Here is a 23,350-nt window from a genome sequence, read left to right on the forward strand (position 1 = left end):
GCGCAGCACGAAGGTATCCAGTGACGGCGCGCTGGCCGCATGCACTCGCCCTCCTCTGCCTGCTGCTGGCCGGCTGCGCCATCCCGCCGGCGGAGCCCCTGCGCACCAATGCGCTGCTGGACCAGGTGCCCGCCGACGTGCCGCATCGCACGCGCTCGGGCCGCACCCTGATCGTCTTCCCCGCGGAGGCGCGCGCTGCGCTCGACACCCAGCAGATGGCGTACACGCGGGCGCCGCACGAGCTCGCCTACTTCGCGCGCAACCAGTGGGCCGAGACGCCGCCGCAGATGCTGGCGCCGCTGCTGGTGCGCACCATGGAAGCGACCGGCGCCTTCACGGCCGTCGTCGCGCCGCCGCACGCCACCGAGGCGGCGATCGGGGTGCGCACGGAGATCCTCGACCTGGTGCAGGACTTCGCTCCGCAACCGCCCGTGCTGCGCCTGGCCCTGCGCGTGCGCGTCGAGGACGAGGCGACGGGGCGCGTGCTCGGCACGCGTGAGATCGCCGTGCAGGAAGCGATGCGCGAGGCCACGCCCGCAGCCGGCGTGCAGGCGGCGAACACGGCGATGGCGCAAGCCTTGCGCGAGCTCGCAGCGTTCGTGCTCGCGCAGCTGCCCTGAGGGTACTCACGGCACTCAGGGCACTCAGGGCACTCAGGGCACTCAGGGCACTCAGGGCAGCATGCGCTGCAGCGTGTCGTCGCGCAGGCCGAAGTGGTGGCGCAAGGCCGCCGCCGCGTGGAGCACCAGGAACAACAGCAGCAGCCACGCCAGCCAGCGGTGCACTTCGATGAGCACCTGGAACAGCCACTCGTTCAGGCCGATCAGGTCCGGCATGTTGAAGAACGAGAAGAAGGGCACCGGGTAGCCGCCCGCGGAGGACATCAGCCAGCCCGTCACCGGCAGCGCGAACATCAGCGCGTAGAACATCAGGTGCACGAAGCGGGCGGCCACCTGCTGCCAGTCCGGCAAGCCGTCCACCAGCCGCGGCAGCGCACTGCGCAGCCGCCACGCGAACCGCAACAGCAGCAACAGCAGCGCGAGCATGCCCAGGGCCTTGTGCACCAGGATCAGCGTGATCTTCTCGGTGTCGAAGCCGGCATCCGGCAAGCTCACCATGTAGAAGCCCAGGGCGAGCAGGCCCACGATCAGTGCCCCCATCGCCCAATGCAGGACGATGGCGACCATCCCGTAGCGCTGTTCGGAATTGGACCAGGGCTTCATGGCCGGCATGCGTTCGGCACAGTGTAGGCGCCGCGCGCGCAAGGCGCTCGCGACCCTTGCCGCAACCGGCTACAGTGCCGGGTCCACCGCCTCCACCCACATGATGCCGCCGCTGACGAAAAGCCTCCTCATCGCCAACGTGGTGGTGTTCCTGCTGCAGCAGGCACTCGGCGACTCGTTCACTGCGTTGCTGGCCCTCTGGCCGCTGGGCAGCGGCGAGTTCATGCCCTGGCAGCTGGTGACCTATGCCTTCGCGCACGCCAGCCTCACGCACATCGGGTTCAACATGTACGGGCTCTGGATGTTCGGCTCCGAGCTCGAGCGCGTGTGGGGCCCGCGCCGGCTCGCGGTGTTCTATTTCGCGAGCGTGCTCACTGCCGCCATCGCGCAGCTCGCTGTCTCCGCGCTCCTGGGCAGCGACGCGCCGACGCTCGGCGCTTCCGGCGGCCTGTTCGGCCTGCTGGTCGGCTTCGCGATGCTGTTCCCGCAACGGCGCATCGTGCTGCTGATCCCGCCGATCCCGATGCCGGCCTGGGTCTTCGTCACGCTGTACGGCGCGATCGAGCTCACGCTGGGCGTCACCGGCACCCAGGCGGGCGTGGCCCACTTCGCGCACCTGGGCGGGCTGCTGGGCGGCTGGCTGGTCATTCGCTACTGGCGCGGACAGCCGCCGTTCGGCAGCGGCCGCTGAGGCGCGGGCTTCCGCCGCGCTTGACTCAGGTCAAACGCGGGCGGCGCACGCTCCACAGAATCCTTCCCACCCCTTCGAAGGATTCATGCATGTTGTGGCAAGCCCTCGCGTCGGTGCGGGACTTCGCGCGCCTCTACGAGATCGCGTCGGTCCTGGTGCGCTATGGCTTCGGCGACATGGTGCGGCGCCTGGGCCTCGCGGACTTGCTGGAGCGGGCCGGCCGCGCGCTGCACTGGGACGATGCCGACGAGTACGCGCACCTGTCGCCGCCCGCGCGCGTGCGCCGCGCGCTGGAGGAGCTGGGTCCCACCTTCGTGAAGCTCGGCCAGGTGCTCGCCACGCGCGTCGACCTGTTCGAGCCGGAGTGGATCGCCGAATTCAGCCGGCTGCAGGACGAAGCGCGGCCCGTGCCCTGGGACGCGATGCGCGCGCAACTGGAAGAGGATCTCGGCGGCGCGCCCGAGGAGGTGTTCGCCGAGTTCGATCACGAGCCGGTCGCTGCGGCCTCGCTCGCCCAGGTGTACCGGGCGCGGCTGCCGGACGGCCGTGCGGTGGTGGTGAAGGTGCGCCGGCCGGGCATCCGCCCGGTGATCGAGGCGGACCTCCGCCTGCTGCTGCGGCTGGCCGACCTGCTGGAAAACGAAAGCCCCGCGCTGCGGGCGCTGCAGCCGAGGCAGATCGTGCGCGAGTTCACGCAGTCGCTGCAGCGGGAGCTCGACTTCGCGACCGAGGCGCGCAACGCGAAGCGCATGGCGCGCAATTTCGCCGGCTACACCGATGACGATGCGCCCCGGCCTGCAGACCTTCCGCCGGCCGGGGCTGCCAGCCTGCCCGTGATCGTCATCCCGGAGATGGTCTGGGAATGCGAGCGCGCGTGCGTGCAGGAGCAGATCGAGGGCATCCCCGGCAGCAAGCTCGCGCAAGTGGATGCGGCCGGACTCGATCGCGCGCTGCTGGCGCGGCGCGGCGCGCGCGCCGTCCTGAAGATGATCCTGCATGACGGCTTCTTCCACGCGGACCCGCACCCGGGCAACGTGTTCTACCTGCCCGGCAACCGCATCGCCTTCATCGACTTCGGCATGGTGGGGCGCCTCACCGAGCAGCGCCGCGAGCAGTTGCTGTCCCTGCTGCTGGGACTGGTGAAGCAGCAGCCGACGGCCGTCGCCGACGTGCTCACCGAATGGGCCGGCGACGGCGTCGTCGACATGGACCACCTGCTTGGCGAGGTGGAGGTGTTCGCGGACCAGTACCGCGGCATTCCACTCGGCCAGCTGCGGCTCGGCGCGATGCTGGACGAAGGCATCGGCATCCTGCGCCAGCATCACCTGCGCCTGCCCGCGGACCTGAGCCTGCTGGTCAAGGCCTTCATCACGCTGGAAGGCATGGGCCGCGAGCTCGATCCCGCCTTCGAGATGGCCGCACAGGCGCTGCCCATCCTGGAGCGCGCCATGCGCGAGCGCTACGCGCCGCGGCGCGTGCTGGAACGCAGCTGGCGCTCGCTGGCGGCAATGACCTCGCTGCTCTCGGGCCTCCCGCAGGACCTGTCGCGGCTGCTGCGCGCGGCGCGGCGCGGCCGGCTGGAGGTCCACATCGAGGTGCTGCACCTCAAGGAGTTCGGCAACCAGCTCGATCGCGCCGCCAGCCGGCTGGTGATCGGCATCGTGGTGGCGGCGCTGATCGTCGGCTCGTCGATCGTCATGACCGTGCCCGGCGGACCGAGCCTGCTGGGCCTGCCGGTGTTCGGCCTCCTGGGCTTCGTGGGCGCGGTGGCCGGCAGCGTCTGGCTCATGTTCTCCATGGGTTCGCGCAAGCGCTCCGGACGCGACTTCGAGGATTAGCGCGCGCCCCCGGCGCCCCGGGGCGCTTGATGCACGTCAACGCCCTGCCGACCCCAGCGGCTATCGTCAATCAACTCCCTTCACGAGAGGCCCGCCATGAAGCCGCACTGGATCCTGATCGCCAACTCCGCCCGCGCTCGCCTGCTCCAGCAGGAGCACCCGGCGCAGGCGCCGTCCCTGCTGAAGACCTTCGAGCACCCGGCAAGCCGGTTGCGCAGCAGCGAGCTGGGCGACGACGAGGCCGGGCGCGAACGCAGCGACCGCGGACCCCGGGCGACGGTGTTCGAGCCGCGCCTCGATCCCCATCGCAAGGAGCACCTGCACTTCGCCCGCGAACTGGCTGCGGCGCTGGAGGACGGGGCGGTGCGCGGCGAGTGCGCGTCGATCTCGGTGTTCGCCGCCAGCCCCTTCCTCGGCGAGCTGAAGCAGGAGTTCGGCGCCGAGACGCAGCGCCTGCTCGAGTCCACGCACGATGTCGACCTGACGCACGTCGAGACCCCGAACCTCGATAGACGCCTGCGCGAGCAGGGTTGAACGCGCTGCCGGCTCCCTCCGAGCTGCCACCCGAGTGGTGGCGCCTGCCCGCGGAGGCACTGTGCTCCGCGTTGCGGACGTCGCCGCAAGGCCTGGGCGAGGACGACGCCCACGCTCGCCTCGAAGCGCATGGGCCCAACCGCCTGCAAGGCGCCGCGCCACGCCGGCTGCTGGTCGAGATCGCACGCCGCCTGGGCAGCCCGCTGGTGCTGGTGCTGATCGTGGCCGGCGCGGCCTCGCTCGCCACGGGCGAAGGCATGAGCGCCTGGATCATCGGCAGCATCGTGGTCCTCAGCATCGTGATCGACCGCATCCAGGAGCAACGGGCGGAATCGGCGGCGGCGCGGCTCGCATCGCAGGTGGCGTTGACGGCGCGCGTGCTGCGCGACGGGCAGGAGCGGTCGGTGCCGGTCGAACGGATCGTTCCCGGCGACATCGTGCGGCTCGCCGCCGGGGCGCAGGTGCCGGCGGATGGCGTGCTGCTGCGCGCGTCGGACCTGTTCGTGCAGCAGGCGGCGCTCACGGGCGAGTCGTTCCCGGTCGAGAAGAAGCCCGCCGCCGGCGCGGCGGCCAGCATCGAAGACGCGCCGTGGGTGGTGTTCATGGGCAGCAGCGTCATCTCCGGCAACGCCGTGATGCTCGCGTGCCGCACCGGCCCGTCGGCCGAGATCGGACAGATCGCGCATCTCGTCGCAGCGGACCGGGGCGAGCTCGCCATGGAGCACGACCTGCGGCGCTTCGGCAACTTCATCCTGCGCGTGGCCGTGTTCCTCGTGCTGTTCGTCGTGGTGGTCGGCGGCTTCCTGCACCGGCCCTGGCTGGAGACGCTGCTGTTCGCGCTCGCGCTCGCCGTGGGCATCACGCCGGAGCTGTTGCCCATGGTGGTCACGGTGAGCCTCGCGCGCGGGGCGCAGCGGCTCGCGCGCGAACAGGTCATCGTCAAGCGCATGGCCGCGATCCACAACCTCGGCTCGATGGACGTGCTGTGCACGGACAAGACGGGCACGCTGACCGAGGCGCGGATCGCGCTGACGCGCCAGGTGGACGTGTCCGGCCAGGACAGCGCTGGCGTGCTGGAGAACGTGTTCCTGAACAGCCATTTCGAAAGCGGTCTGCGCACGCCGCTGGAGGATGCCGTGCTCGCGCACGGCGGCGTGGACGTTAGCGCTTGGCGCAAGCTCGACGAAGTGCCGTTCGACTTCGAACGGCGTCGCGTGTCCGTCCTGGTCGAGGGGCCCGCCGGCCGGCGACTGAGCGTCAAGGGCGCAGCGAGGGACGTGCTCGCGCTGTGCGAGCAGTTCGAGCAGGAGGGACGCGCGCAGCCGTGGACCCCACAGGTGCGCGCGCAGGCGCAGGCCACGCTGCAGCAACTGGAGTCCGGCGGCCTGCGGGTGCTGGGGGTCGCGTGGAAGCCGGTGCCCGACTCGGTGGTGAACGCAGGCATCGCCGACGAGGCGGGACTCGTGTTCTCCGGCTTCGCTGCCTTCGTCGATCCGCCCAAGGCGGATGCCGCTGCCGCCCTGCGCGACCTGCACGCGAAGGGCGTGCAGGTGAAGGTCGTCACCGGCGACAGCGAACTGGTGGCCCGCCACGTCTGGGAGGCCCTGGGGATGCCGGTCAAGGGCATCCTGCTGGGATCCGAGATCGCGACCATGGACGACCGCGCGCTTGCCTGGCGCGTGCAGCGGGCCAACCTGTTCTGCCGCGTGGACCCGGTGCAGAAGAACCGCATCATCCGGGCGTTGCGGGCGCGCGGCCATGTGGTCGGCTACCTGGGTGACGGCATCAACGATGCGCCCGCCTTGCACAGCGCGGACGTCGGCATCTCCGTGGACACCGCGGCCGATGCGGCCCGTGCGGCCGCCGACCTCATCCTGCTGCGGCCCAGCCTTGCGGTCCTGAGCGCGGCGGTGTCGGAAGGCCGGCGCACCTTCGCCAACACGCGCAAGTACATCCTGCTGGGCACCAGTTCCAGCTTCGGCAACATGGCGAGCATGGCGGCGGCGGCCGTCCTGCTGCCCTTCCTGCCGATGCTGCCGGTGCAGATCCTGCTGAACAACCTGCTGTACGACCTGGTGTCGACCACGCTGCCGCTCGATCGCGTCGAAGCGCGCGAGGTCGCGCGGCCGCAGCACTGGGACATGGAGCTGGTGCGACGCTTCATGCTCGTGATCGGCCCCGTCAGCTCGCTGTTCGACCTGCTCACGTTCTGGGTGCTGCTGCAAGGGCTTGCCGCGACGCCGGCGCAGTTCCAGTCCGGCTGGTTCATCGAGTCGCTGGCGACGCAGGTGCTGGCGGTGTTCGTGATCCGCACCCACGGACCGGCACTGGGCTCGCGGCCGCATCCCGCGCTGGCATGGACGGCGCTGGCCGTGCTCGCCTTCGCCGCCGTGCTGCCGCTCACGCCGCTGGGCGCCTGGTTCGGCCTGCTCGTCCTGCCCTGGGGCTTCTATGCGGCCATGGCCGGCATGACGGTCGCCTATCTCGTGCTGCTGGAGGCCGTCAAGCGCCGCTTCCACGCGCACGCGCAGCGCCGCCGCGCCACGACGGCGGTCCTGCGGCGCGCTTGACGCGCGTCAAGCCCCGGCGCGTGCCCGCGCCTACGCTGGAGGTATCGCCATTTGGAGGCCCCGCCATGAAAACGTCCCTGCGCCAGATCCTCGTGCATCTCGATGCCACAGCCCCTGCCGTGCCGCGCCTGACCGCCGCGCGCCGCATCGCGCAGCAGCAAGGCGCCAGCCTCGCCGCGCTGTACGCGGTGACGCCGATGCTGGTCCAGCTGCCGTACGCCCCCGAGGCGGGGCCCACGGTCGCGGCGGCGCTGCTCGCGATCGAGGAGGAGCGCCGCACCCGCGTGCTGAAGGCCTTCGACGCGGAGATGACCTTGCCCGGCCCGATGGCCACGTGGACCCAGACCGACGACCTGCCCACCGTGGGCGCCGTCGCGCAGCAGGCCTTCTACGCCGACCTGCTGGTGCTCGGGCAGCACGATCCCGCCGACGCGGCCGCGCACTGCGTGCCGCCGGACTTCGTCGAGAGCGTCGTCATCGCGAGCGGCCGTCCGGCCGTGGTGCTGCCCTCCATCGGCTGGACCCGCCCTATCGGTGAAAACATCGCGATCGCGTGGAAGGAGACGCCGGAATCGGCGCGCGCCCTGCAGGCGGCGATGCCCTTCCTGCAGCGCGCCGGCCGCGTGCACGTGCTGTCCTGGAGCGAGGAAGAAGCGCCGCGCCTCGGCGGCAAGGGGCTGGACCTGCAAGGCTACCTGCGCGTGCACGGTGTGGAGGCCGTGTTCCACCACGGCGGCAAGGCGCGCGAGGAACTGGGCGAGATCCTGCTGTCGCGCGTGTTCGACCTCGGCTGCGACCTGCTGGTCATGGGCTGCTACGGACACGGGCGCGCGCGCGAGTGGGTCCTCGGCGGCGTGAGCCGCACCCTGCTCTCCTCGATGACGCTGCCGGTGCTGATGGCGCACTGAGCGGGAACGGGAACGGGAGCGGACAACCGAACGCAAAGGGCGCAAAGGTCTCGCAAAGGGGATTCATTCAAGGTTGAATGCATTCCGCGGGTTCGCGCGTTGTGCGTTTACCAGGACGCACTGCTCGCACGACGCGAATACCTTCATCGGCTGTCCTTTTGCGTCCTTTGCGAAACCTTTGCGCCCTCTGCGTTCTGGTTGTCCGCTTCCCTGCCCGCTTTCCTGCCCGCTTCGTCGTCCGCCTGCACGATCCGCCCGTCCACCACCTGGATGATGCGATCGCAGCGGCTGGCCAGTTGCGGGTTGTGCGTGACGAACAGGATCGCCGTGCCGTGCTCGCGGTTCACGCGGCGCAGCAGGTCGAACACGAGGTCGGCGCTGTGCGTGTCGAGATTGCCGGTGGGTTCGTCGGCCAGCAGCAGGATGGGATCCATCGCCAGCGCGCGCGCGACCGCCACGCGCTGCTGCTGGCCGCCGGACAGGCGCGTTGCCAGCGAGTCCCGCCAGGGCGTCAGGCCCACGCTGTCGATCAGCGCTGCGGCGCGTTGCGCGATCTCCTCGCTGCCGAATTCCTGCGCGCCGAGCATCGGCATCATCACGTTCTCGACCGCGCTGAAGGCGCCGATCAGGTGGTGGTACTGGAAGACGAATCCGACGGCGTGCCCGCGCAGGCGCGTGAGCTCGTGATCGGCCAGCACGGTGGTCTCCTGGCCGCCGATCGCCAGCGTGCCCGAGGTGGGCCGATCCAGCAGGCCCACGATGTTCAGCAGCGTGCTCTTGCCCGAGCCCGAGGGGCCCATCACCGCGCAGAACTCGCCGCGCAGCAAGGTCAGGTCGATGCCATGCAGCACCTCGGTTTCGTTCGGCTCGCCCACGTTGAAGGACTTCCGGATCCCGGTGAGCTGGACGACGGGCGTGCCGGCGTCGATGGGTAAGGGCGTGCGCTCGGGCATGTCGGTTCAGCCGCGGATCGCGACGCCAGGATCCAGCCGCGCCGCGCGCAACGCGGGTGCGTAGGCGGCCGCCAACCCGGTCAGTCCGGCGAGGACCAGCGCCGCGGCGAACATCTTCGGGTCGAGCACCAGCGGGAACAAGGGCGTGCCGTCCGGATTGCGTGCGACCTGCTGCCAGATCACCAGGGAGGCCGCGCCGACAAGGCAGCCGACGACCGCCCCGCCGATGGCCAGCAGGCCGCCCTGCAACAGGAACACGCGCAGGATCTGCCCGCGCGAGATACCCATCGCGCGCAGGATGCCGATCTCGCGCGACTTCTGCACGACGGAGACCACCAGCACGCTGGCGATGCCCAGCGCAACCGACAAGGCCACGAAGAACCGGATCGCCGTGTTGGCCGTCGTCTGCGCCTTCACGGCGGTGAAGAACTGCTCGTTGGTGTGGATCCAGCTGTCCGCCTCGACGCCCGTGCGCGCGCTGATGCGCTGAGCCACGTCCTCGGCGGTGTACACGTCGCGCACGGTGACGTCCAGGATCGTGACGCCGCCCGGCAGCCCCAGCAGGCTTTGCGCGGTGCGCAAGGCGACGTAGGCATTGCGCAGGTTCGCGCCCTTGTTGCCGAGATCGAAGATGCCGGCGATGGTGAGCACGATGTCGCCCCCGGTCGCGGACGTGATGCGCAGCTTGTCGCCGACCACCACGCCGAGGTCGCTGGCCAGCTCGGTGCCGATGAGGATGTCCGTCGACGCGATCTGTGCGGTGCCCGCCACGATCTTCTCCGGGAGCGTCACGATGCGGTAGTACTGCTGCGGCTCCATGCCGACCAGGCTGATCGCCCGGCTCGCGTCTCCGCGCACGGCCAGTGCCGACCCCGTCAGGCCCGCCGACACGTCGACCACTTCCGGCAGGGAGCGCACCACCTCCGCCACGCTCTGCCACTGGTCGATGCCCTTGAGCCGCTGCATCGGCGCCTGCACGATGCTGCCGACGATCGCGCCGCCACTTCCGGCGTGCGGGCCGCTCCCCTGCCGCAGCGGGCGCGCGACCTCCTTCGGCGGAACCAGCTGGATGTGCGGCTGCCCGGTGAGCACGCGCCGCACGAAATTGGCCTGCAGCCCGGAGAGCAGGGCCGACATGAAGATGATGACGCCCACCCCCACGGCCACGCCGGTCAGGATGAACAGGGTTTGCATGCGTCCCTCGCGCAGGAAGCGCACGGCAACGATCCACTCGAAGGGCAGCCAGCGGGGAAAGCTGCGCACCGGCGCGGCACCCGGCGCGGGCACGGCGATGGCCATGGCTTTAGCCACCCGCTGCGGTGACGGGACGCACGCGCGCGCCGTCCGCCAGCGTCGTCACGTTGGCCGCCGTCGCGGGCACCACCTGGTCGCCCGGACGCACGCCTTGCAGGACCTCGCACCAGCCTTTGCTGCGCAGGCCGAGCTGCACCGGGCGGCGGTGGACCCGGCCGTCCTCCACCTTCAGCACCCACGGAGCGGCCGTGTCGGCGTCGCGCACGGCTTCGGTCGGCAACAGGATGGCGGCGGGCTTGCGTGCCACCTCGATGTCCACCGATACCGTCATGTCCTGCTTCAGGTAACGCGGCGATTGCGGGACGGCGAGCTTCACCTCGACGGAGCCGCGCTGGGCGTCGATGCCGGGATTGATGTAGACGAGTTGCGCGGCGAAGCGCTGCTCGGGATACGCATCCGCCGAGGCGAGCGCCGGCTGGCCCTCGTGCAGCAGCTTCAGGTTCTTCTCGTCGATCTGCACCACCAGCTGGCTCGCGCCCGTGGGCGACAGCACCATCAGCACCTTGCCCGGCTGCACCACGTGCCCCGGTTCCACGTCGCGCGCGATCAGCGTGCCCGCAACCGGCGCCTGCACGACGGCGTAGCGCAGCCGGGCATGCGCCGCGTCGGCTGCGGCACGTGCCATGGCGAGCGCGGCTTCCGCGCCTGCGGCGTTGCTGCCGCCTCGCCGCGCGCTGGCGAGTTGCTGCTGCGCCGTGCGCAACTGCGCCAGCGCGACCTGCTCCGCGCGCCGCGAGTCGTCCAGCGCGGCCTGGCCGATGAACTCCTTCGCGAACAGGTCCTCGTTGCGGCGCACGGTTGCATGCGCCACGTCGTAGTTCGCCTGCGCCTGCCGCACGGCCTGCTCGGCACCGGGCTCGTCCACTTCGCGCACCTGCCGCAGGTGGGCTTCGGCCTGGCGCACGGCAAGCTCCGCCTGATCCGCGGCCGCGCGCAGTTCGGCCGCTTCCAGCCGGATCAGGACGGTGGCCGCAGCGACCGTCTGCCCTTCGTCGACCGGCACGGATTCCACGGTGCCGGTGACCTGCACGCCGATGTCGACGCGATGCGGTGCCTCCACGTGTCCACTCGCGACCACGGTTTGCACGAAGTCACGCTGCGCCGCGGTTTGCACCGCGACGCGCGGCCCGAACAGCAGGCGTGGCCCGGCCGCGGCGGCCAGCACCGCCAGCGCCGCGATCGCCGTGATCGCACCCGCATGCGAGCGCAGCTGCCGCAGGGCGGACCGGATCGATTCGCCTCGCATCACGCAGACATCTCCATGCACCAAATCTACGTGGCGGCTGCTCGCGTCAGTTGACGTTCATCAACGGCGCCGGATTGCGCAAGGGTCCCGTCGAGGCAGCGCCATCCACGCGCACCCCGGCCTTGCGTTCGCATAGCCGATTCGAAGATCGACCCTTGCGCGAGGTCAAGCACAGTGCGGGCGCCGCCGCCTAAGGTTCTCCACGGCCGCCGCGTCGGGGGAGATACACATGTGGGATGCCATCGTGATCGGATCGGGCATTGGAGGGCTGGGCGCCGCCGCCGCACTCGCGCGCAAGGGCAGGCGCGTGCTGGTGCTGGAGCAGCACACCGTCGCGGGCGGCTTGACGCAGACCTTCCGGCGCGGCGACTGGCACTTCGCGCCCGGCGTGCACTACATCGGCGGAGTCTCGCCGCAGCCCGGCCCGGCGGGCCGCTTCGGCCGCCTGCTGGCCTGGCTCACGCACGACGCGCTGCGCTTCACGCTGTGCGCGAATCCGTACGACATCGTGCGCCTGCCCGGCTTCGAGTTCGGTATCCCCCATCCCGAGAGCGCGTACCGCGCCGCGCTGCTGGCGCGCTTTCCGCAGCAGGCTGCCGCGATCGACGGCTGGTTCGCAGCGTGCAAGGCAGCGCGCAGCGCAGCCTTCGGCGTGTTCGCGCAGCATGCGGCCCCTGCGTGGGTGGCTTGGCTGATGCGCCAGTGGCATGGTGGCGAAGCCGGGGACTGGGCACGCCGGACGCTCGCGCAGGAACTCGCGCGCGTGCAGGATCCGCAGCTGCGCGCCGTCCTCGGTGCGCGCTGGGCCGACTACGGCGCGCCACCCGCGCAGGCGCCGTTCCTCGAGCACGCGCTGGTGACTGGCGCGTATGACGCCGGCGCGTGGTATCCGGTGGGCGGCCCGGGCCGTTTCGCCGCGGCCCTGGTGCCTGTGATCGAGGCCGCCGGAGGCGAGGTGCGGCTCGACTGCGATGTCCGGCAGATCCACGCGGCGCAGGGCCACGTCCGCGGCGTCGAGTTCACCCACGGGCAGCGCCGGCTGCGCGAAGATGCGGAGCACGTCGTTTCCGCGATGGGCGTGGCGAACACCGTGGCCTGCCTGCCGCCCACCGAAGCCGCGGATTGGCAGGAGACGGTGCGCGGCCTGGCGCCGGGCCTTTCCTGCATCGCGTTGTACCTCGGCTTCGACGGCGACATCGCCGCGGCCGGCGCCAGCAGCGCCAACCAGTGGATCTACGAAAGCGACGACATCGGCTGCGTCTGGAAGCACCCGCAGCGCGAGGACGCCCCCGGGCTCTTCGTGTCCTTCCCGTCCCTGAAGGACCCCGTCGGCGCCGGCAAGCCCACGGCCGAACTGGTGGTCGCCGCGGACGCCGCGCCGTTCGCGCCCTGGTTCGGCCCGTCCGCTGCGCCGCGGCCCGGAGGCTACGGCGAGTTCAAGGCAGCCATCGAGCGACGGCTGCTGGCACAGTTCGGGCGGCACTTCCCCGCGCTGCAGCCGCTGCTGCGTTATCACGAACTCGCCACGCCGGTCACGCAGCAGCGCTACGTGCGCTCGCCGCAAGGCGCGATGTACGGCATCGAGATGAGTGCGGAACGGTTCACGACGCCGGCGTTGCGCGTGCGCACGCCGTTGGCAGGATTGCTGCTGGCCGGCCAGGACGTCACCAGTCCGGGCGTGGAAGGCGCATTCATGGGCGGAATGCTCGCGGCTGCGGCGCTGGAGCCGTCCTTGTGGCCCCTGCTGCAGTCCGCGTGAGCGGGCAGGACCGCGGCTAGTGCGGCAACGCGTGGCCGGCGCCGCCCTGGCGGCGGCCGAGGCGGCTGCGCACGGCACGCAGCAAGCGGCCGGCCAGGTGGCGCTCGGACTCCCGTTCGCGCGCGAGCGCCGTCTCCAGCGCGTTGAAGGCCAGGCGCAGCGCCGCCAGCGGGTCCTCGGCGCGCGCATGCGTTTCCAGCTGGTCGCCGCCGGAGACGCTCGCGCGCACATCGGCGCAGAAGTGGTCGGGCTGGGCTGCGCCCGGCAGCGCCTCGACCCTCACCCGCCACGCCTGCGCGGCGGGGCAGGCGGACTCCAGCGCCCGCAGTCGCCGGCGGGCGGCGGCTTCCGCTGCCCGCGTCACGGGCAGTCCACGGAACTCGAATTCCACGGGTTGGTTGGGCATGTCGCTCTCCACTCGTTGCTGCGCCTACGATGCAGCAAGGTGCGGTTGCGGCGCTTGATCCACCTCAATCGGCTCCGCGCAACGCGCGCGCGACGGCGGCGCGCGCGAGGGCGGCGCGCGTGAGCGCGCGTCAGTCGCGGTCGCTGCGCAACAGGAGCGCCAGCAGCAGTCCCAGCCCGACACCGGCGCCCACCAGTTCCCAGCGATGCTCGCGCCCCCAGGCAATTGCCGTTTCGGCGGCGCGACCGGAGCGGGCGCGCACCGCCTCTTCCAGTGAGGCCAGTTCCCGGCGCGCAATCTTCAGCCGCTGCTCCAGGTTCCGTCGCGTGTCGTCCCAGCCGTCGCCGGCGTCCCGCGCGGCATGCTTGAGCAGCGCCTCCACGTCGGCGGCCAGTGCACGGATGTCCTGCATCAGGCGATCCTCGCCTTCCTTCAGGTGCTGGGTGAAATCGTTCATGGCATCTCCATCGCTCGTCGATGCGAGCAGTCTGGTGCAGCGGCGGCCAGCCCAGTTGACTTCGCTCAAGATCCGTCGCAGGCACCGCCTATTTCGCGGCGCTCCTCGGCCTCCAGGGGCTGCGCCGCAGCGGCCAGGCGGTCGAGCACCTGTTCGTCCGCCTCGGAAGCATCATGCTTGCGCGCGCGCAGGCGCGCACGCAACACCTCCAGCGGCGCCTCGCAGGCGAGGATGGTGAAGGGCACGCCCAGTTCACGCGCCAGCATCCGCGCCGCCGCGCGCTCGTCGCGCCGCAGGAAGGCCGCGTCGAGCACGACCGGAAAGCCGGCCTGCAGCGCCGGGCGCGCCAGCGCCAGCAGGCGCTCGTAGGTGCGGCGCGTGGCATCCTGCGTGTACGCATCGACGCCATGGGCGCGCGTGTCCGCCAGCGCGTCGAGCCCGAAGGTGCGCTTGCGCTCCACGTCCGAGCGGACGCGCACGGCGCCGCAGCGCTCCAGCAATGCCTGCGAGGCAAAGGTCTTGCCCGAGCCGGGCAGTCCGGTCGTGACGAACAGGCGCGGATTCGCCGCGCGGACCCAATCGAGCGCAGCCCGCGCGTAGCGCTGTGCGTCGTCGCTGCCAGCGGCGCGCAGGTGTTCGACCTGCGCCCGCACCAGCGCGCGACCCACCAGCTGGAAGCGCAGCAGCGCGACGCCCTCGTACTCGCCGGCGCGTTCGAGCCAGGCGTTGAAGAAGCGCCAACCCAGGTCGGCACGCCCGCGGGCCGCAAAGTCCATCAGCGCGAACGCCGCATCGTCGACCGGGTCCACGGCGCGCAGCGCGGGGTCGAATTCGATGCAGTCGAAGGCGGCAACCTCGCCGTCGACGAGCACGACGTTCGCGAGATGCAGGTCCCCATGCCCGTCCCGGACGCGCCCCTGCGCGAGCCGCGCAAGCCAGGTGCCACGCAGAGCCTGCCACTGCGTTGCTAGCCAGCGCGCCAGCGCGTCGACCTGCCCTGCGTCGAACAGGGGCTGCGCGCCCGCGAGTGCCGCCTGCGCCCGGCGCAGCGGCAGGCTGCCGTCCGGGTCGAGGCTGGCGGCCACGGGTTCCGCCTGGGCATGGAAATCGGCCAGGATGCGTGCGAACCGGTCCACGGCGGCGGCCGGGAGGGTCCCGGCCTGCAGCTGCTCGCTGAACAGCGCGCCGGCAGGAAAGCGTTTCATGCGGACCGCGTAATCCAGCACGGGACCCGCGCCGTCCAGCGTCGGCGCGTCGCTCGTGCCTGTCACGCACGACACGCCCAGGTACAGGCCCGGCGCGAGCCGCCGGTTCAGGCGCACTTCCTCTTCGCAAAAATGCTGGCGGCGCGCCAGTATCGAGTAGTCCACGAAGGGCAGGCGCACCGGCTTCTTCAGCTTGTACGCCAGCCCGCCGGCCAGCAGGATCCACGAGATGTGGGTCTCGACGATCTCGGCGCCCAGCGAGCGCGCGAGGCTCAGGACCAGCGGTGGCGAGCGTTCGGACATGGCGCATTCTTCGCGGCGGCTGCGCGCGGCGGGCTTGACCGCAGTCAAGCATGCCTGCGCCCAGGATGGTTTTTCGACGCCTTAGCCGCGCGAGGGTCGTGCTGCTATCCTTCCCGCACGCATGGCGATGTCCCTTGCCCAGGAAAGCCCTCGTGCCGCACGCCGCGACCCGACCTTGTCGGGGTTTGTGGTGGCCGCAGTGGGCGCTGCCGTGTTCGTCGCCGGCATCTACTGGGTCTCGGCGCAGCAGACCCGGGCGCAGGAGTGGATCGGCCATACGCACGAAGTGCTGGGCGCCATCGCCACGACGCGGGCCGACCTGCTGGAGATCCAGAACGGCGTGCGGGGATTCGCGATCACCGGCCGCGCCGAAGACCTGCAGCCTTACGAAGAAGCGCGCACCGCCATCCGGAGCGACCTGCGCCGCCTGCAGGATCTGACCGCCGACAATGCCGTGCAGCAGGCCCATGTCGCCGAACTCCAGTCCGCGCTGGAGCCGCGGCTGGCTTCCGCCGCGGCGATCGTGACGGCCCGACGCACCCGCGGCCCCGAGGCCGCCCTGGCGCTGGTGGACGCGGGCGAGCCCACCCGCCAGACCGCAGGCCTGCGCGACGTGCTTCATGCCATGGCCGTCGAAGAGTCGCGGCTGCTGTCCGCGCGCCTCGCGCAACACGACAACCGCATCGTTGCCTTCTGGGGCACCATCGCCGCGCTGCTGGCCGCCTTGCTGGCGACGCTGTCCATCTTCTACCGGCAGCAGCGTCGGCGCGAACTTGCCGAACGCGGACTGCTGGAGAGCGAGCGGCGCTTCCACCTCATGGCGGACAGCGTCACCGACTACGCGATCTACATGCTGGACGCCGCAGGGCGCGTGCAGAGCTGGAACCCTGGCGCGCAGAGGATCAAGGGCTACACGCCGGACGAGATCGTGGGCCAGCACTTCGCCTGCTTCTATCCCCCGGAGGACCGCAGCGCCGGCAAGCCCGCGCACGCACTCGAGATCGCCACGGCCGAGGGCCGCTTCACCGAAGAGGCCTGGCGCTTGCGCAAGGACGGCAGCCGCTTCTGGGCGAGCGTGACGATGACGCCCCTGAAGGACGCACAGGGCCGCATCACGGGATACGCGAAGATCACGCGCGACCTCACCGAACGCATGGAGGCCGAACGGGCGCAGCACGCGCGCGAGCTTTCGATGCGACTGATCGCCGCGCAGGAGGAAGAGCGCCGCCACATCGCGCGCGAACTGCACGACGAGACCGGCCAATCGCTCACGCTCATCCGCATGAACCTGAGCGAGCTTGCGCGCCAGCCGGGTGGCGGAGACAGGATCGTGACCGACTCGATCCGGCTGGTGGAGGCCGCCATGGCGCACATCCGCAGCCTGTCGCTGCGGCTGCGCCCGCCGATGCTGGACGACCTCGGCCTGTCCGAGGCGCTGGAGTGGATGCTCGAGCAGCAGGCGCGCGCCGCCGGCTGGACCACCGCGCTGGAAGCCCCGGAGTTCGAGGAGCGGCTGCCGCAGGACATCGAGACCGCCTGCTTCCGGATTGCGCAGGAGGCGCTGACCAACGCGACGCGCTACAGCGGCGCGACCGAAGTCCGCGTGAAGGTGCGGCTGGAACCCGGGCAGTTGCTGCTGGAAGTGCGAGACAACGGCCGCGGCTTCGACCTGGCCCGTTACCGCTCGCCCGAGGAGCGGACGCGGCACTTCGGCCTGGTCTCGATGACGGAACGCGCCGCGCTGGTGGGAGGCGAGCTCAGCATCGAAACGGCACCGGGGCAAGGCACCAGCATCTGCGCGCGCTTTCCGCTGCCGGACGGTGAAGCCGCCGCGCTGTCGCCGGACTACGCGCGCGCCGGGTAACAGCCTGCCTGGCCCGCTGGCGGCCGCGCCTCAGTCCTTGCAATAGAGCCGGAAGAGGACCTTCAGGATTTCCTTCAGGTTCGGGTCGCTCACCCGGTAGTAGATGTTCTTGCCTTCGCGCCGCGTCTCCACCACGCCCTGGGCGCGCAAGACCCCGAGTTGCTGGGACAGGGTCGGCTGGTGGATGTCGAGCTCCGCCTCGAGCTCGCCCACGCACATCTCGCCGCGCGAGAGTTCGCACAGCAGCAGCAGGCGCTCCGGATTGGCCAGGAGCTTGAGCGCGCCCACGGCCTCGGCAGCGGCGGCGCGCAGGCGCTGGGGATCCATCTGGACCTGGGTCATGGCCCATGGTATCGCAAGAAGTAGATTGTCTGGCAGCGGGGCCAGCCCCGGCGAGCGCGCGGCTGTGCAGTGGGTCCGGTGCGCGGAGCCTCAGGGCACCATGACGGCCGCGCCGCGGATGCTGCCCGCGCGCAGCGCCCGCACGGCGTCGTTCGCCTGGGCCAGTGGGAAGGCCTGGACCTCGGTGCGGACCGGGACGCGTGCGATCAGCGTGAAGAAGCCCTCGCCGTCGGCCCGCGTGAGGTTCGCGACCGAACGCACTTGCCGCTCACCCCACAGCAGCTCGTAGGCGAACGCGGGAATGTCGCTCATGTGGATGCCGCCGCACACCACCACGCCGCCCTTGCGCGTGAGCGCCAGCGCCGCCGGCACCAGCGGTCCGGCCGGCGCGAAGAGGAGCGACGCGTCGAGCCGCTCCGGCGGCGACTCGTCGCTGCCGCCGGCCCACGTAGCGCCCAGGCTGCGGGCGAAGGCCTGCGCCTCCACGTCGCCCGGACGCGTGAAGGCGAAGACCTGCTGGCCCTGCGCCACGGCGAGCTGGCAGACGATGTGGGCCGCGGCGCCGAAGCCCCAGAGACCCACGCGCTGTGCGTCCGCCCCTCCGGCCAGGCGCCAGGTGCGATAACCGATCAGGCCGGCGCACAGCAGCGGCGCCGCATGCAGGTCGTCGTAAGCGGCGGGCAGCGCGAAGCAGAAGCGTTCGTCCGCGACCGCGTACTCGGCATACCCGCCGTCGCGGTCGTAGCCCGTGAACTGCGGCTCGTCGCACAGGTTCTCGTGCGCGGTGCGGCAGAACCCGCAGTGGCCGCAGGCCCGGCCGAGCCAGGGGACGCCGACGCGTTGGCCGATGCCGAACCGGCCGCTGCCCGCACCGAGCCCCACCACTTCGCCCACCACCTCGTGCCCGGGGACCACGTTCTCGCGGTGTACCGGCAGCTCGCCATCGAGGATGTGCAGGTCGGTGCGGCAGACGCCGCAACTGCGCACCTTCAGCAGCACCTCGCCGGCGCCGGGCACCGGCACGGGCTTGCGCACGGCGCGCAGCGTGTGCGAGGCCGCATCGACCTCCATCGCGAGCATGTCGGACGGCAGCATGCGTGCATGGTAAGGACCCACTCTGGCACGCGCTTGACGTGGCGCAACGCCCAGGCCGGCCCCATGCGCAAGGATGAGCCATGCCCGTGCCCGTTCCGTCCGCCCAAGCCCCCGAGCCGCAGCCCGCCGCGCTCGACCTGCCGCTGAAAGGCACGATCGCGCGCTGGTCGCATGGCGTCTCGCCGGCCTCCATCGCCATGGCGCAGGCCGACTGGCTGACGCACTTGCTCGTGTCGCCGTCCAAGCAGGCCGAACTCGCCTCGAGCGCGCTGCAGAAGTCGCTGCAATGGAGCCAGTTCGCCTCGCAGGTCTGGAGCGGCCGCTGCGCGCCGTGCGCCGAGCCGCTGCCGGGCGACAAGCGCTTCAGCAAGCGCGAGTGGCAGCTGCCGCCGTTCGCGACGCTCGCGCAGGCCTTCCTGCTGACCGAACAATGGTGGTCCGAAGCGACCCACGGCGTGCGCGGCGTCTCGCGTCACCACGAGGAGGTCGCGGCGTTCGGCGTGCGGCAATTGCTGGACATGCTGTCGCCCTCGAACCTCCCCATGCTCAATCCGGAAGTGATCCGCGCGACCGTCACCCAGAGTGGCGCGAACCTCGCCACCGGGCTGGCCAACCTGTGGCGCGATGCGGTGGCGGTCGCGGCGGACGAGCGGCCGCGTGGTGTGGAGGCGTTCCGGCCGGGCGAAGGGGTGGCGCTCACGCCGGGGCGGGTCGTGCACAGCAACCACCTGGCCGAGTTGATCCGCTACGAGCCGGCCACGCCACGCGTGCACAAGGAGCCGCTGCTGATCGTGCCCTCGTGGATCATGAAGTTCTACATCCTGGACCTCACGCCGGACGACTCGCTCGTGCGCTACCTCGTGGGCCAGGGGCACACGGTGTACATGGTGTCGTGGCGCAACCCGGGCAGCGAAGATCGCGACCTCGGCCTGGACGACTACCTGGAGCTCGGCGTGCTGGACGCGTTGCGCGCCATCCAGGCATTGCATCCACGCACGCGCGTGCACGCGGCCGGCTACTGCCTCGGCGGGACCCTGCTCGCGATGGCGGCGGCGCTGCTGGGCCGGCGCCACGACAACGTCCTCAAGAGCGTGACCCTGCTGGCCGCCGAAGTCGACTTCGAGCAGCCGGGCGAGCTGGGCCTGTTCATCGACGAGAGCCAGATCGCACTGCTGGAAGACGCGATGGCCGAGCGCGGCTACCTCGACGGCCGGCAGATGGCCGGTGCGTTCCAGATGATCGACTCCAAGGACCTGGTCTGGTCCAAGCTCGTGCACGAGTACCTGATGGGCGCCCGCACGCCCGTCACGCCGATGCGCGCGTGGAACGCGGACGCCACCCGCCTGCCGGCCCGCATGCACAGCCAGTACCTGCGCCGCCTGTACCTGGAGAACGAACTGGCCGAGGACGCGTACACGGCACTGGGCGAGCGGGTGAGCCTGCGCGACATCCGCGTGCCGGTCTTCGTCGTCGCCACCGAGCGCGACCACGTGTCGCCGTGGCAGTCCGTGTACAAGGTGCTGCGCCTCGTGCATGCGCACACCGACTTCGTCCTCGTCTCGGGCGGCCACAACGTCGGCATCGTCAGCCCGCCCGCAGGGCCGCTCGCGTATGCGGAGGCGAGCTATCGCCACACACACCACGCCGCCGATGCCGCGCCGCCCGATCCGCAGGAATGGCTGGCGCGCGCCCCGGCTGCACAACACGGTTCGTGGTGGACCTGCTGGCACGGCTGGCTGGTGCAGCACTCGCAGGGCATGGCGACGGCCAGGCCGGTGCCCAAGGTGCGCATCGAAGGCCAGCTCATCCCCGCGCCGGGAAGCTACGTCCTGCAGCGGTGAACCGCCTGCGTTGACCTGCCGCAAGCGGCGCGTCGCGCAGCGCGCCTAACCTGATGACTGCATCGGCCGCGCCGGCCGGGAGAGCTGCATGAGCGTCCGCAATCTCGATCACCTGTTCGCACCCCGTTCCATCGCCGTCATCGGCGTGTCCAGCCACGCAGGCAGCCTGGGCGCGATGGTGCTGCGCAATGTGCGCGACGCCGGCTTCCGCGGGTCGATCTGGGCTGTGAACCGCCATTCCGGCGAAGTCGACGGCATTCCGCTGCTGGCGGGCGTGGCGGAGCTGCCCGCGGCGCCGGACCTCGCCGTGCTCTGCACGCCGGCGGAGTCGGTGCCCGAGCTGATCGCGGCACTCGCGGCCAAGGGCACCAAGGCTGCCATCGTGCTCTCGGCGCGCCTGCACGATGCGGCGCCGGAAGGCGGCACGCTGCAGGACGCGATGTTGCAGGCGGCCCGCCCGCACCTGCTGCGCGTCCTGGGACCGAACTGCCTCGGCGCCCTGGTGCCCGAGCACGGGCTGAACGCCAGCTTCGCGCCCGGCAACGCCACGCCCGGCGGCATCGCGTTCGCGACGCAGTCGGGCGCACTCGCGACCGCGATGCTGGACTGGGCCAACGCGCATGGCATCGGCTTCTCGCACTTCATCTCCCTGGGCGACAGCGCGGACGTCGATGCCGGGGACGTGCTGGACTACCTCGCGAGTGACGGGCACACGCGCGCGATCCTGCTGTACCTCGAATCCGTGCAGCACGCGCGCAAGTTCATGTCGGCCGCGCGCGCCGCGGCCCGCAACAAGCCGGTGATCGTCGTGAAGGCCGGGCGCGCACCGGAAGGCGCCCGCGCCGCGGCTTCGCACACGGGCGCGCTCGCCGGCTCCGACCTCGTGTTCGACGCCGCGGTGCGCCGCGCGGGCATGCTGCGCGTCGATACGCTGGAAGCCCTGTTCGACGCGGCGGCGACGCTGGCACGACCGGTCGCCTGGCGCGGCGAACGGCTGGCCGTGGTCACCAACGGCGGCGGCGCCGGCGTGCTGGCAGCGGATGCACTCTCGCTTGCGGGTGGAACGCTCGCGCAGCTCTCGCCTGCGACGCTTGCCGCGCTCGACCAGGTGCTGCCCGCCGGCTGGTCGCACGGCAACCCCGTGGACCTGATCGGCGACGCGCCCGTGCAGCGCTACACACAGGCGCTGCGCATCCTGCTCGACGCAGCCGAAGTGGACGGCGTGCTGTTCCTGCATGCGCCCACGGCCATCGTGCCGGCGCGCGACATTGCCGAGGCCTGCGTGCCCCTGCTGCGCGGCGCGCCCAAGACCGTGCTCAGCGGCTGGCTGGGCGGCCGCACCGTGGAACCCGCGCGCGCCCTGTTCCGCGACGCGCAGCTGGCCTGCTACGAAACGCCGGAACAGGCCGTCGCCGGATGGATGCAACTGGTGCACTACCACCGCAACCAGGAAGCGCTGCTGCAGTTGCCCGACGCGCATCCGCCGGAAGTGAAGGTCGATGCCGACGCGGCCGCCGCCATCCTGCGGGACGCGGCGCGCTCCGGGCGCGACTGGCTCGACGAGGCGGAGGCGAAGGCCGTGCTGGAGGCGTACGGCATCGCGACCGTGGCTACGCGCCGGGTGCGCGACGTCGAGGAAGCGCTCGATGCGGCGCAGGAGATCGGCTATCCCGTCGCACTGAAGGTCGTGTCGGCGCAGATCCAGCACAAGTCCGACGTCGGTGGCGTGGTGCTGGACCTCGCCTCCGGCGAGGACCTGCGCCGGGCCATGGTGCGCATGCGCCAGCGGCTGGACCGCGCCGTGCCGAATGCGCACATCGCGGGCTTCACGGTGCAGAAGATGATCCAGCGTCCGGGCGCGCGCGAACTGATCGTGGGCATCGCCGACGACAACGTCTTCGGGCCGGTGCTGATGTTCGGCCAGGGCGGCACGGCGGTGGAGCTCCTGCAGGACCGCAGCCTCGAACTGCCACCACTCAACGCGGCGCTTGCACGCGGCATGGTCGCGCGCACGCGCATCGGCAGGCTGCTCGGAGGCTACCGCGGGCAAGCGGGCGTGGACGAACCGGCGCTGGTGGACGCGTTACTGCGCGTGTCGCAGCTGGCGTGCGACCTGTGCGAGTTGGCCGAACTGGACATCAACCCGCTGCTGGCCGATGCGCACGGCGTGCTGGCGCTCGATGCGCGCATCCGCCTGCGCGCGCCCGGCACGACGCCCGGCAGCCGCCTTGCACTGCGGCCGTATCCATCCTCGCTGGAAGCGGAAATCGCGGTGGACGGCACGCCCTTGCGCGTGCGCCCGATCCGGCCCGAAGACGGCGCGGCACTGGCGACCTTCTACGCCCAGGCGCCGGCGGGCGACCTGCGCCTGCGCTTCTTCCTCGCGCGCCGCGAAGTGCCGCGCAGCGAACTGGCGCGCTTCTGCCAGATCGACTACGAGCGCGAGATGGCGTTCGTCGCGATGGCGGGCGACCGCATCGCCGGCGAGGCGCGCGCGATCTGCGATCCGGACAACCTGCAGGCGGAATTCGCGATCCAGGTCGCGTCCGACTGGCAGCGGCGCGGACTCGGCAGGCAGCTGATGGACAAGCTGCTGGCCTACCTGCGCGCGCGGGGCACGCGCGAAGTGTTCGGGATCTGCCTGCAGGAGAACGCCGGCATGGTGAGGCTGGCCCGCAGCCGAGGATTCGAAGTGACGGCCGGCGACGAAGGCACGATGCGCATGCGGCTGGTGCTGCGGCAGGAGGCCGCGCCTGCGCCGGATGAGGCGGCCTCCAAGTTGTCGGCGACCTGACCGTCGC

19 protein-coding genes are annotated in these 23,350 nt (G+C 71.3%); 10 read left to right on the plus strand and 9 right to left on the minus strand.

Going from position 1 to position 23,350, the window contains the following annotated elements; translation table 11 throughout:
* The first annotated feature begins 20 nt into the window (after positions 1-20).
* A complete protein-coding gene (locus tag JJB11_RS04420) occupies positions 21-620 on the plus strand; it encodes an ABC-type transport auxiliary lipoprotein family protein (protein WP_201166673.1) in 600 nt (199 codons plus the stop codon).
* A gap of 51 nt (positions 621-671) precedes the next feature.
* Here the strand turns inward: JJB11_RS04420 and JJB11_RS04425 are convergent, their stop codons facing one another.
* Positions 672-1,223 (minus strand): cytochrome b, encoded by a 552-nt coding sequence (locus JJB11_RS04425; RefSeq protein WP_201166674.1) that lies wholly within the window; start codon positions 1,221-1,223, stop codon positions 672-674.
* Positions 1,224-1,230: 7 nt separating this feature from the next.
* Here JJB11_RS04425 and JJB11_RS04430 point away from each other — a divergent pair, with 7 nt between their 5' ends.
* From JJB11_RS04430 to JJB11_RS04450, 5 genes are all read left to right on the plus strand, one after another.
* The gene (locus JJB11_RS04430; protein WP_201964590.1) at positions 1,231-1,914 is read left to right on the plus strand and encodes a rhomboid family intramembrane serine protease; all 684 of its coding nucleotides are present in this window, start codon (positions 1,231-1,233) and stop codon (positions 1,912-1,914) included.
* A gap of 89 nt (positions 1,915-2,003) precedes the next feature.
* Positions 2,004-3,752 (plus strand): ABC1 kinase family protein, encoded by a 1,749-nt coding sequence (locus tag JJB11_RS04435; RefSeq protein WP_201166675.1) that lies wholly within the window; start codon positions 2,004-2,006, stop codon positions 3,750-3,752.
* A 96-nt stretch (positions 3,753-3,848) separates the two neighbouring features.
* Positions 3,849-4,286, plus strand: coding sequence for a host attachment protein (locus JJB11_RS04440; protein ID WP_201166676.1), 438 nt, complete (start codon positions 3,849-3,851; stop codon positions 4,284-4,286).
* Entirely contained in the window at positions 4,283-6,856 is a 2,574-nt protein-coding gene (mgtA, locus tag JJB11_RS04445) for a magnesium-translocating P-type ATPase (protein WP_201964591.1), read from the plus strand. Before JJB11_RS04440 ends, mgtA begins: the two co-directional genes overlap by 4 nt.
* 65 nt (positions 6,857-6,921) lie before the next feature.
* Positions 6,922-7,764, plus strand: coding sequence for a universal stress protein (locus tag JJB11_RS04450; RefSeq protein WP_201166677.1), 843 nt, complete (start codon positions 6,922-6,924; stop codon positions 7,762-7,764).
* Between the two features lie 143 nt (positions 7,765-7,907).
* Here JJB11_RS04450 and JJB11_RS04455 read toward each other — a convergent pair whose 3' ends face one another.
* From JJB11_RS04455 to JJB11_RS04465, 3 genes are read right to left on the minus strand one after another with little or no spacing between them, the layout of a single operon-like run.
* Positions 7,908-8,717, minus strand: coding sequence for an ABC transporter ATP-binding protein (locus JJB11_RS04455; RefSeq protein ID WP_201166678.1), 810 nt, complete (start codon positions 8,715-8,717; stop codon positions 7,908-7,910).
* Between the two features lie 6 nt (positions 8,718-8,723).
* Positions 8,724-10,016, minus strand: coding sequence for an ABC transporter permease (locus tag JJB11_RS04460; RefSeq protein WP_201166679.1), 1,293 nt, complete (start codon positions 10,014-10,016; stop codon positions 8,724-8,726).
* Between the two features lie 4 nt (positions 10,017-10,020).
* On the minus strand, positions 10,021-11,277 hold the full coding sequence (locus JJB11_RS04465) for an efflux RND transporter periplasmic adaptor subunit (protein WP_201167049.1): 1,257 nt from the start codon (positions 11,275-11,277) through the stop codon (positions 10,021-10,023).
* 229 nt (positions 11,278-11,506) lie between these two features.
* Here JJB11_RS04465 and JJB11_RS04470 point away from each other — a divergent pair, with 229 nt between their 5' ends.
* A complete protein-coding gene (locus tag JJB11_RS04470; RefSeq protein ID WP_201166680.1) occupies positions 11,507-13,036 on the plus strand; it encodes a phytoene desaturase family protein in 1,530 nt (509 codons plus the stop codon).
* Positions 13,037-13,052: 16 nt separating this feature from the next.
* Here the strand turns inward: JJB11_RS04470 and JJB11_RS04475 are convergent, their stop codons facing one another.
* From JJB11_RS04475 to JJB11_RS04485, 3 genes are all read right to left on the minus strand, one after another.
* Positions 13,053-13,442 (minus strand): HPF/RaiA family ribosome-associated protein, encoded by a 390-nt coding sequence (locus tag JJB11_RS04475; protein WP_201166681.1) that lies wholly within the window; start codon positions 13,440-13,442, stop codon positions 13,053-13,055.
* 130 nt (positions 13,443-13,572) lie between these two features.
* The gene (locus JJB11_RS04480) at positions 13,573-13,899 is read right to left on the minus strand and encodes a DUF883 family protein (protein ID WP_201166682.1); all 327 of its coding nucleotides are present in this window, start codon (positions 13,897-13,899) and stop codon (positions 13,573-13,575) included.
* A gap of 65 nt (positions 13,900-13,964) precedes the next feature.
* Positions 13,965-15,407, minus strand: coding sequence for a bifunctional aminoglycoside phosphotransferase/ATP-binding protein (locus tag JJB11_RS04485; RefSeq protein ID WP_201166683.1), 1,443 nt, complete (start codon positions 15,405-15,407; stop codon positions 13,965-13,967).
* A 121-nt stretch (positions 15,408-15,528) separates the two neighbouring features.
* Between JJB11_RS04485 and JJB11_RS04490 the strand changes: the two genes are divergently transcribed.
* Entirely contained in the window at positions 15,529-17,271 is a 1,743-nt protein-coding gene (locus tag JJB11_RS04490; RefSeq protein WP_201166684.1) for a CHASE3 domain-containing protein, read from the plus strand.
* A gap of 30 nt (positions 17,272-17,301) precedes the next feature.
* On the opposite strand, the gene JJB11_RS04495 is transcribed toward JJB11_RS04490, so the two are convergent.
* The gene (locus tag JJB11_RS04495; RefSeq protein ID WP_201166685.1) at positions 17,302-17,613 is read right to left on the minus strand and encodes an ArsR/SmtB family transcription factor; all 312 of its coding nucleotides are present in this window, start codon (positions 17,611-17,613) and stop codon (positions 17,302-17,304) included.
* A 90-nt stretch (positions 17,614-17,703) separates the two neighbouring features.
* Entirely contained in the window at positions 17,704-18,693 is a 990-nt protein-coding gene (locus JJB11_RS04500; protein WP_201167052.1) for a zinc-dependent alcohol dehydrogenase family protein, read from the minus strand.
* A gap of 95 nt (positions 18,694-18,788) precedes the next feature.
* Here JJB11_RS04500 and JJB11_RS04505 point away from each other — a divergent pair, with 95 nt between their 5' ends.
* Together JJB11_RS04505 and JJB11_RS04510 are read left to right on the plus strand one after the other, a co-directional pair.
* Positions 18,789-20,549, plus strand: a complete 1,761-nt coding sequence (locus JJB11_RS04505) for a PHA/PHB synthase family protein (protein ID WP_201166686.1) — start codon at positions 18,789-18,791, stop codon at positions 20,547-20,549.
* A gap of 88 nt (positions 20,550-20,637) precedes the next feature.
* Positions 20,638-23,343, plus strand: coding sequence for a bifunctional acetate--CoA ligase family protein/GNAT family N-acetyltransferase (locus JJB11_RS04510; protein WP_201166687.1), 2,706 nt, complete (start codon positions 20,638-20,640; stop codon positions 23,341-23,343).
* The last annotated feature ends 7 nt before the right edge of the window (positions 23,344-23,350 follow it).

It is taken from the genome of Ramlibacter ginsenosidimutans, from assembly GCF_016654015.1.
Classification (GTDB): domain Bacteria; phylum Pseudomonadota; class Gammaproteobacteria; order Burkholderiales; family Burkholderiaceae_C; genus Ramlibacter; species Ramlibacter ginsenosidimutans.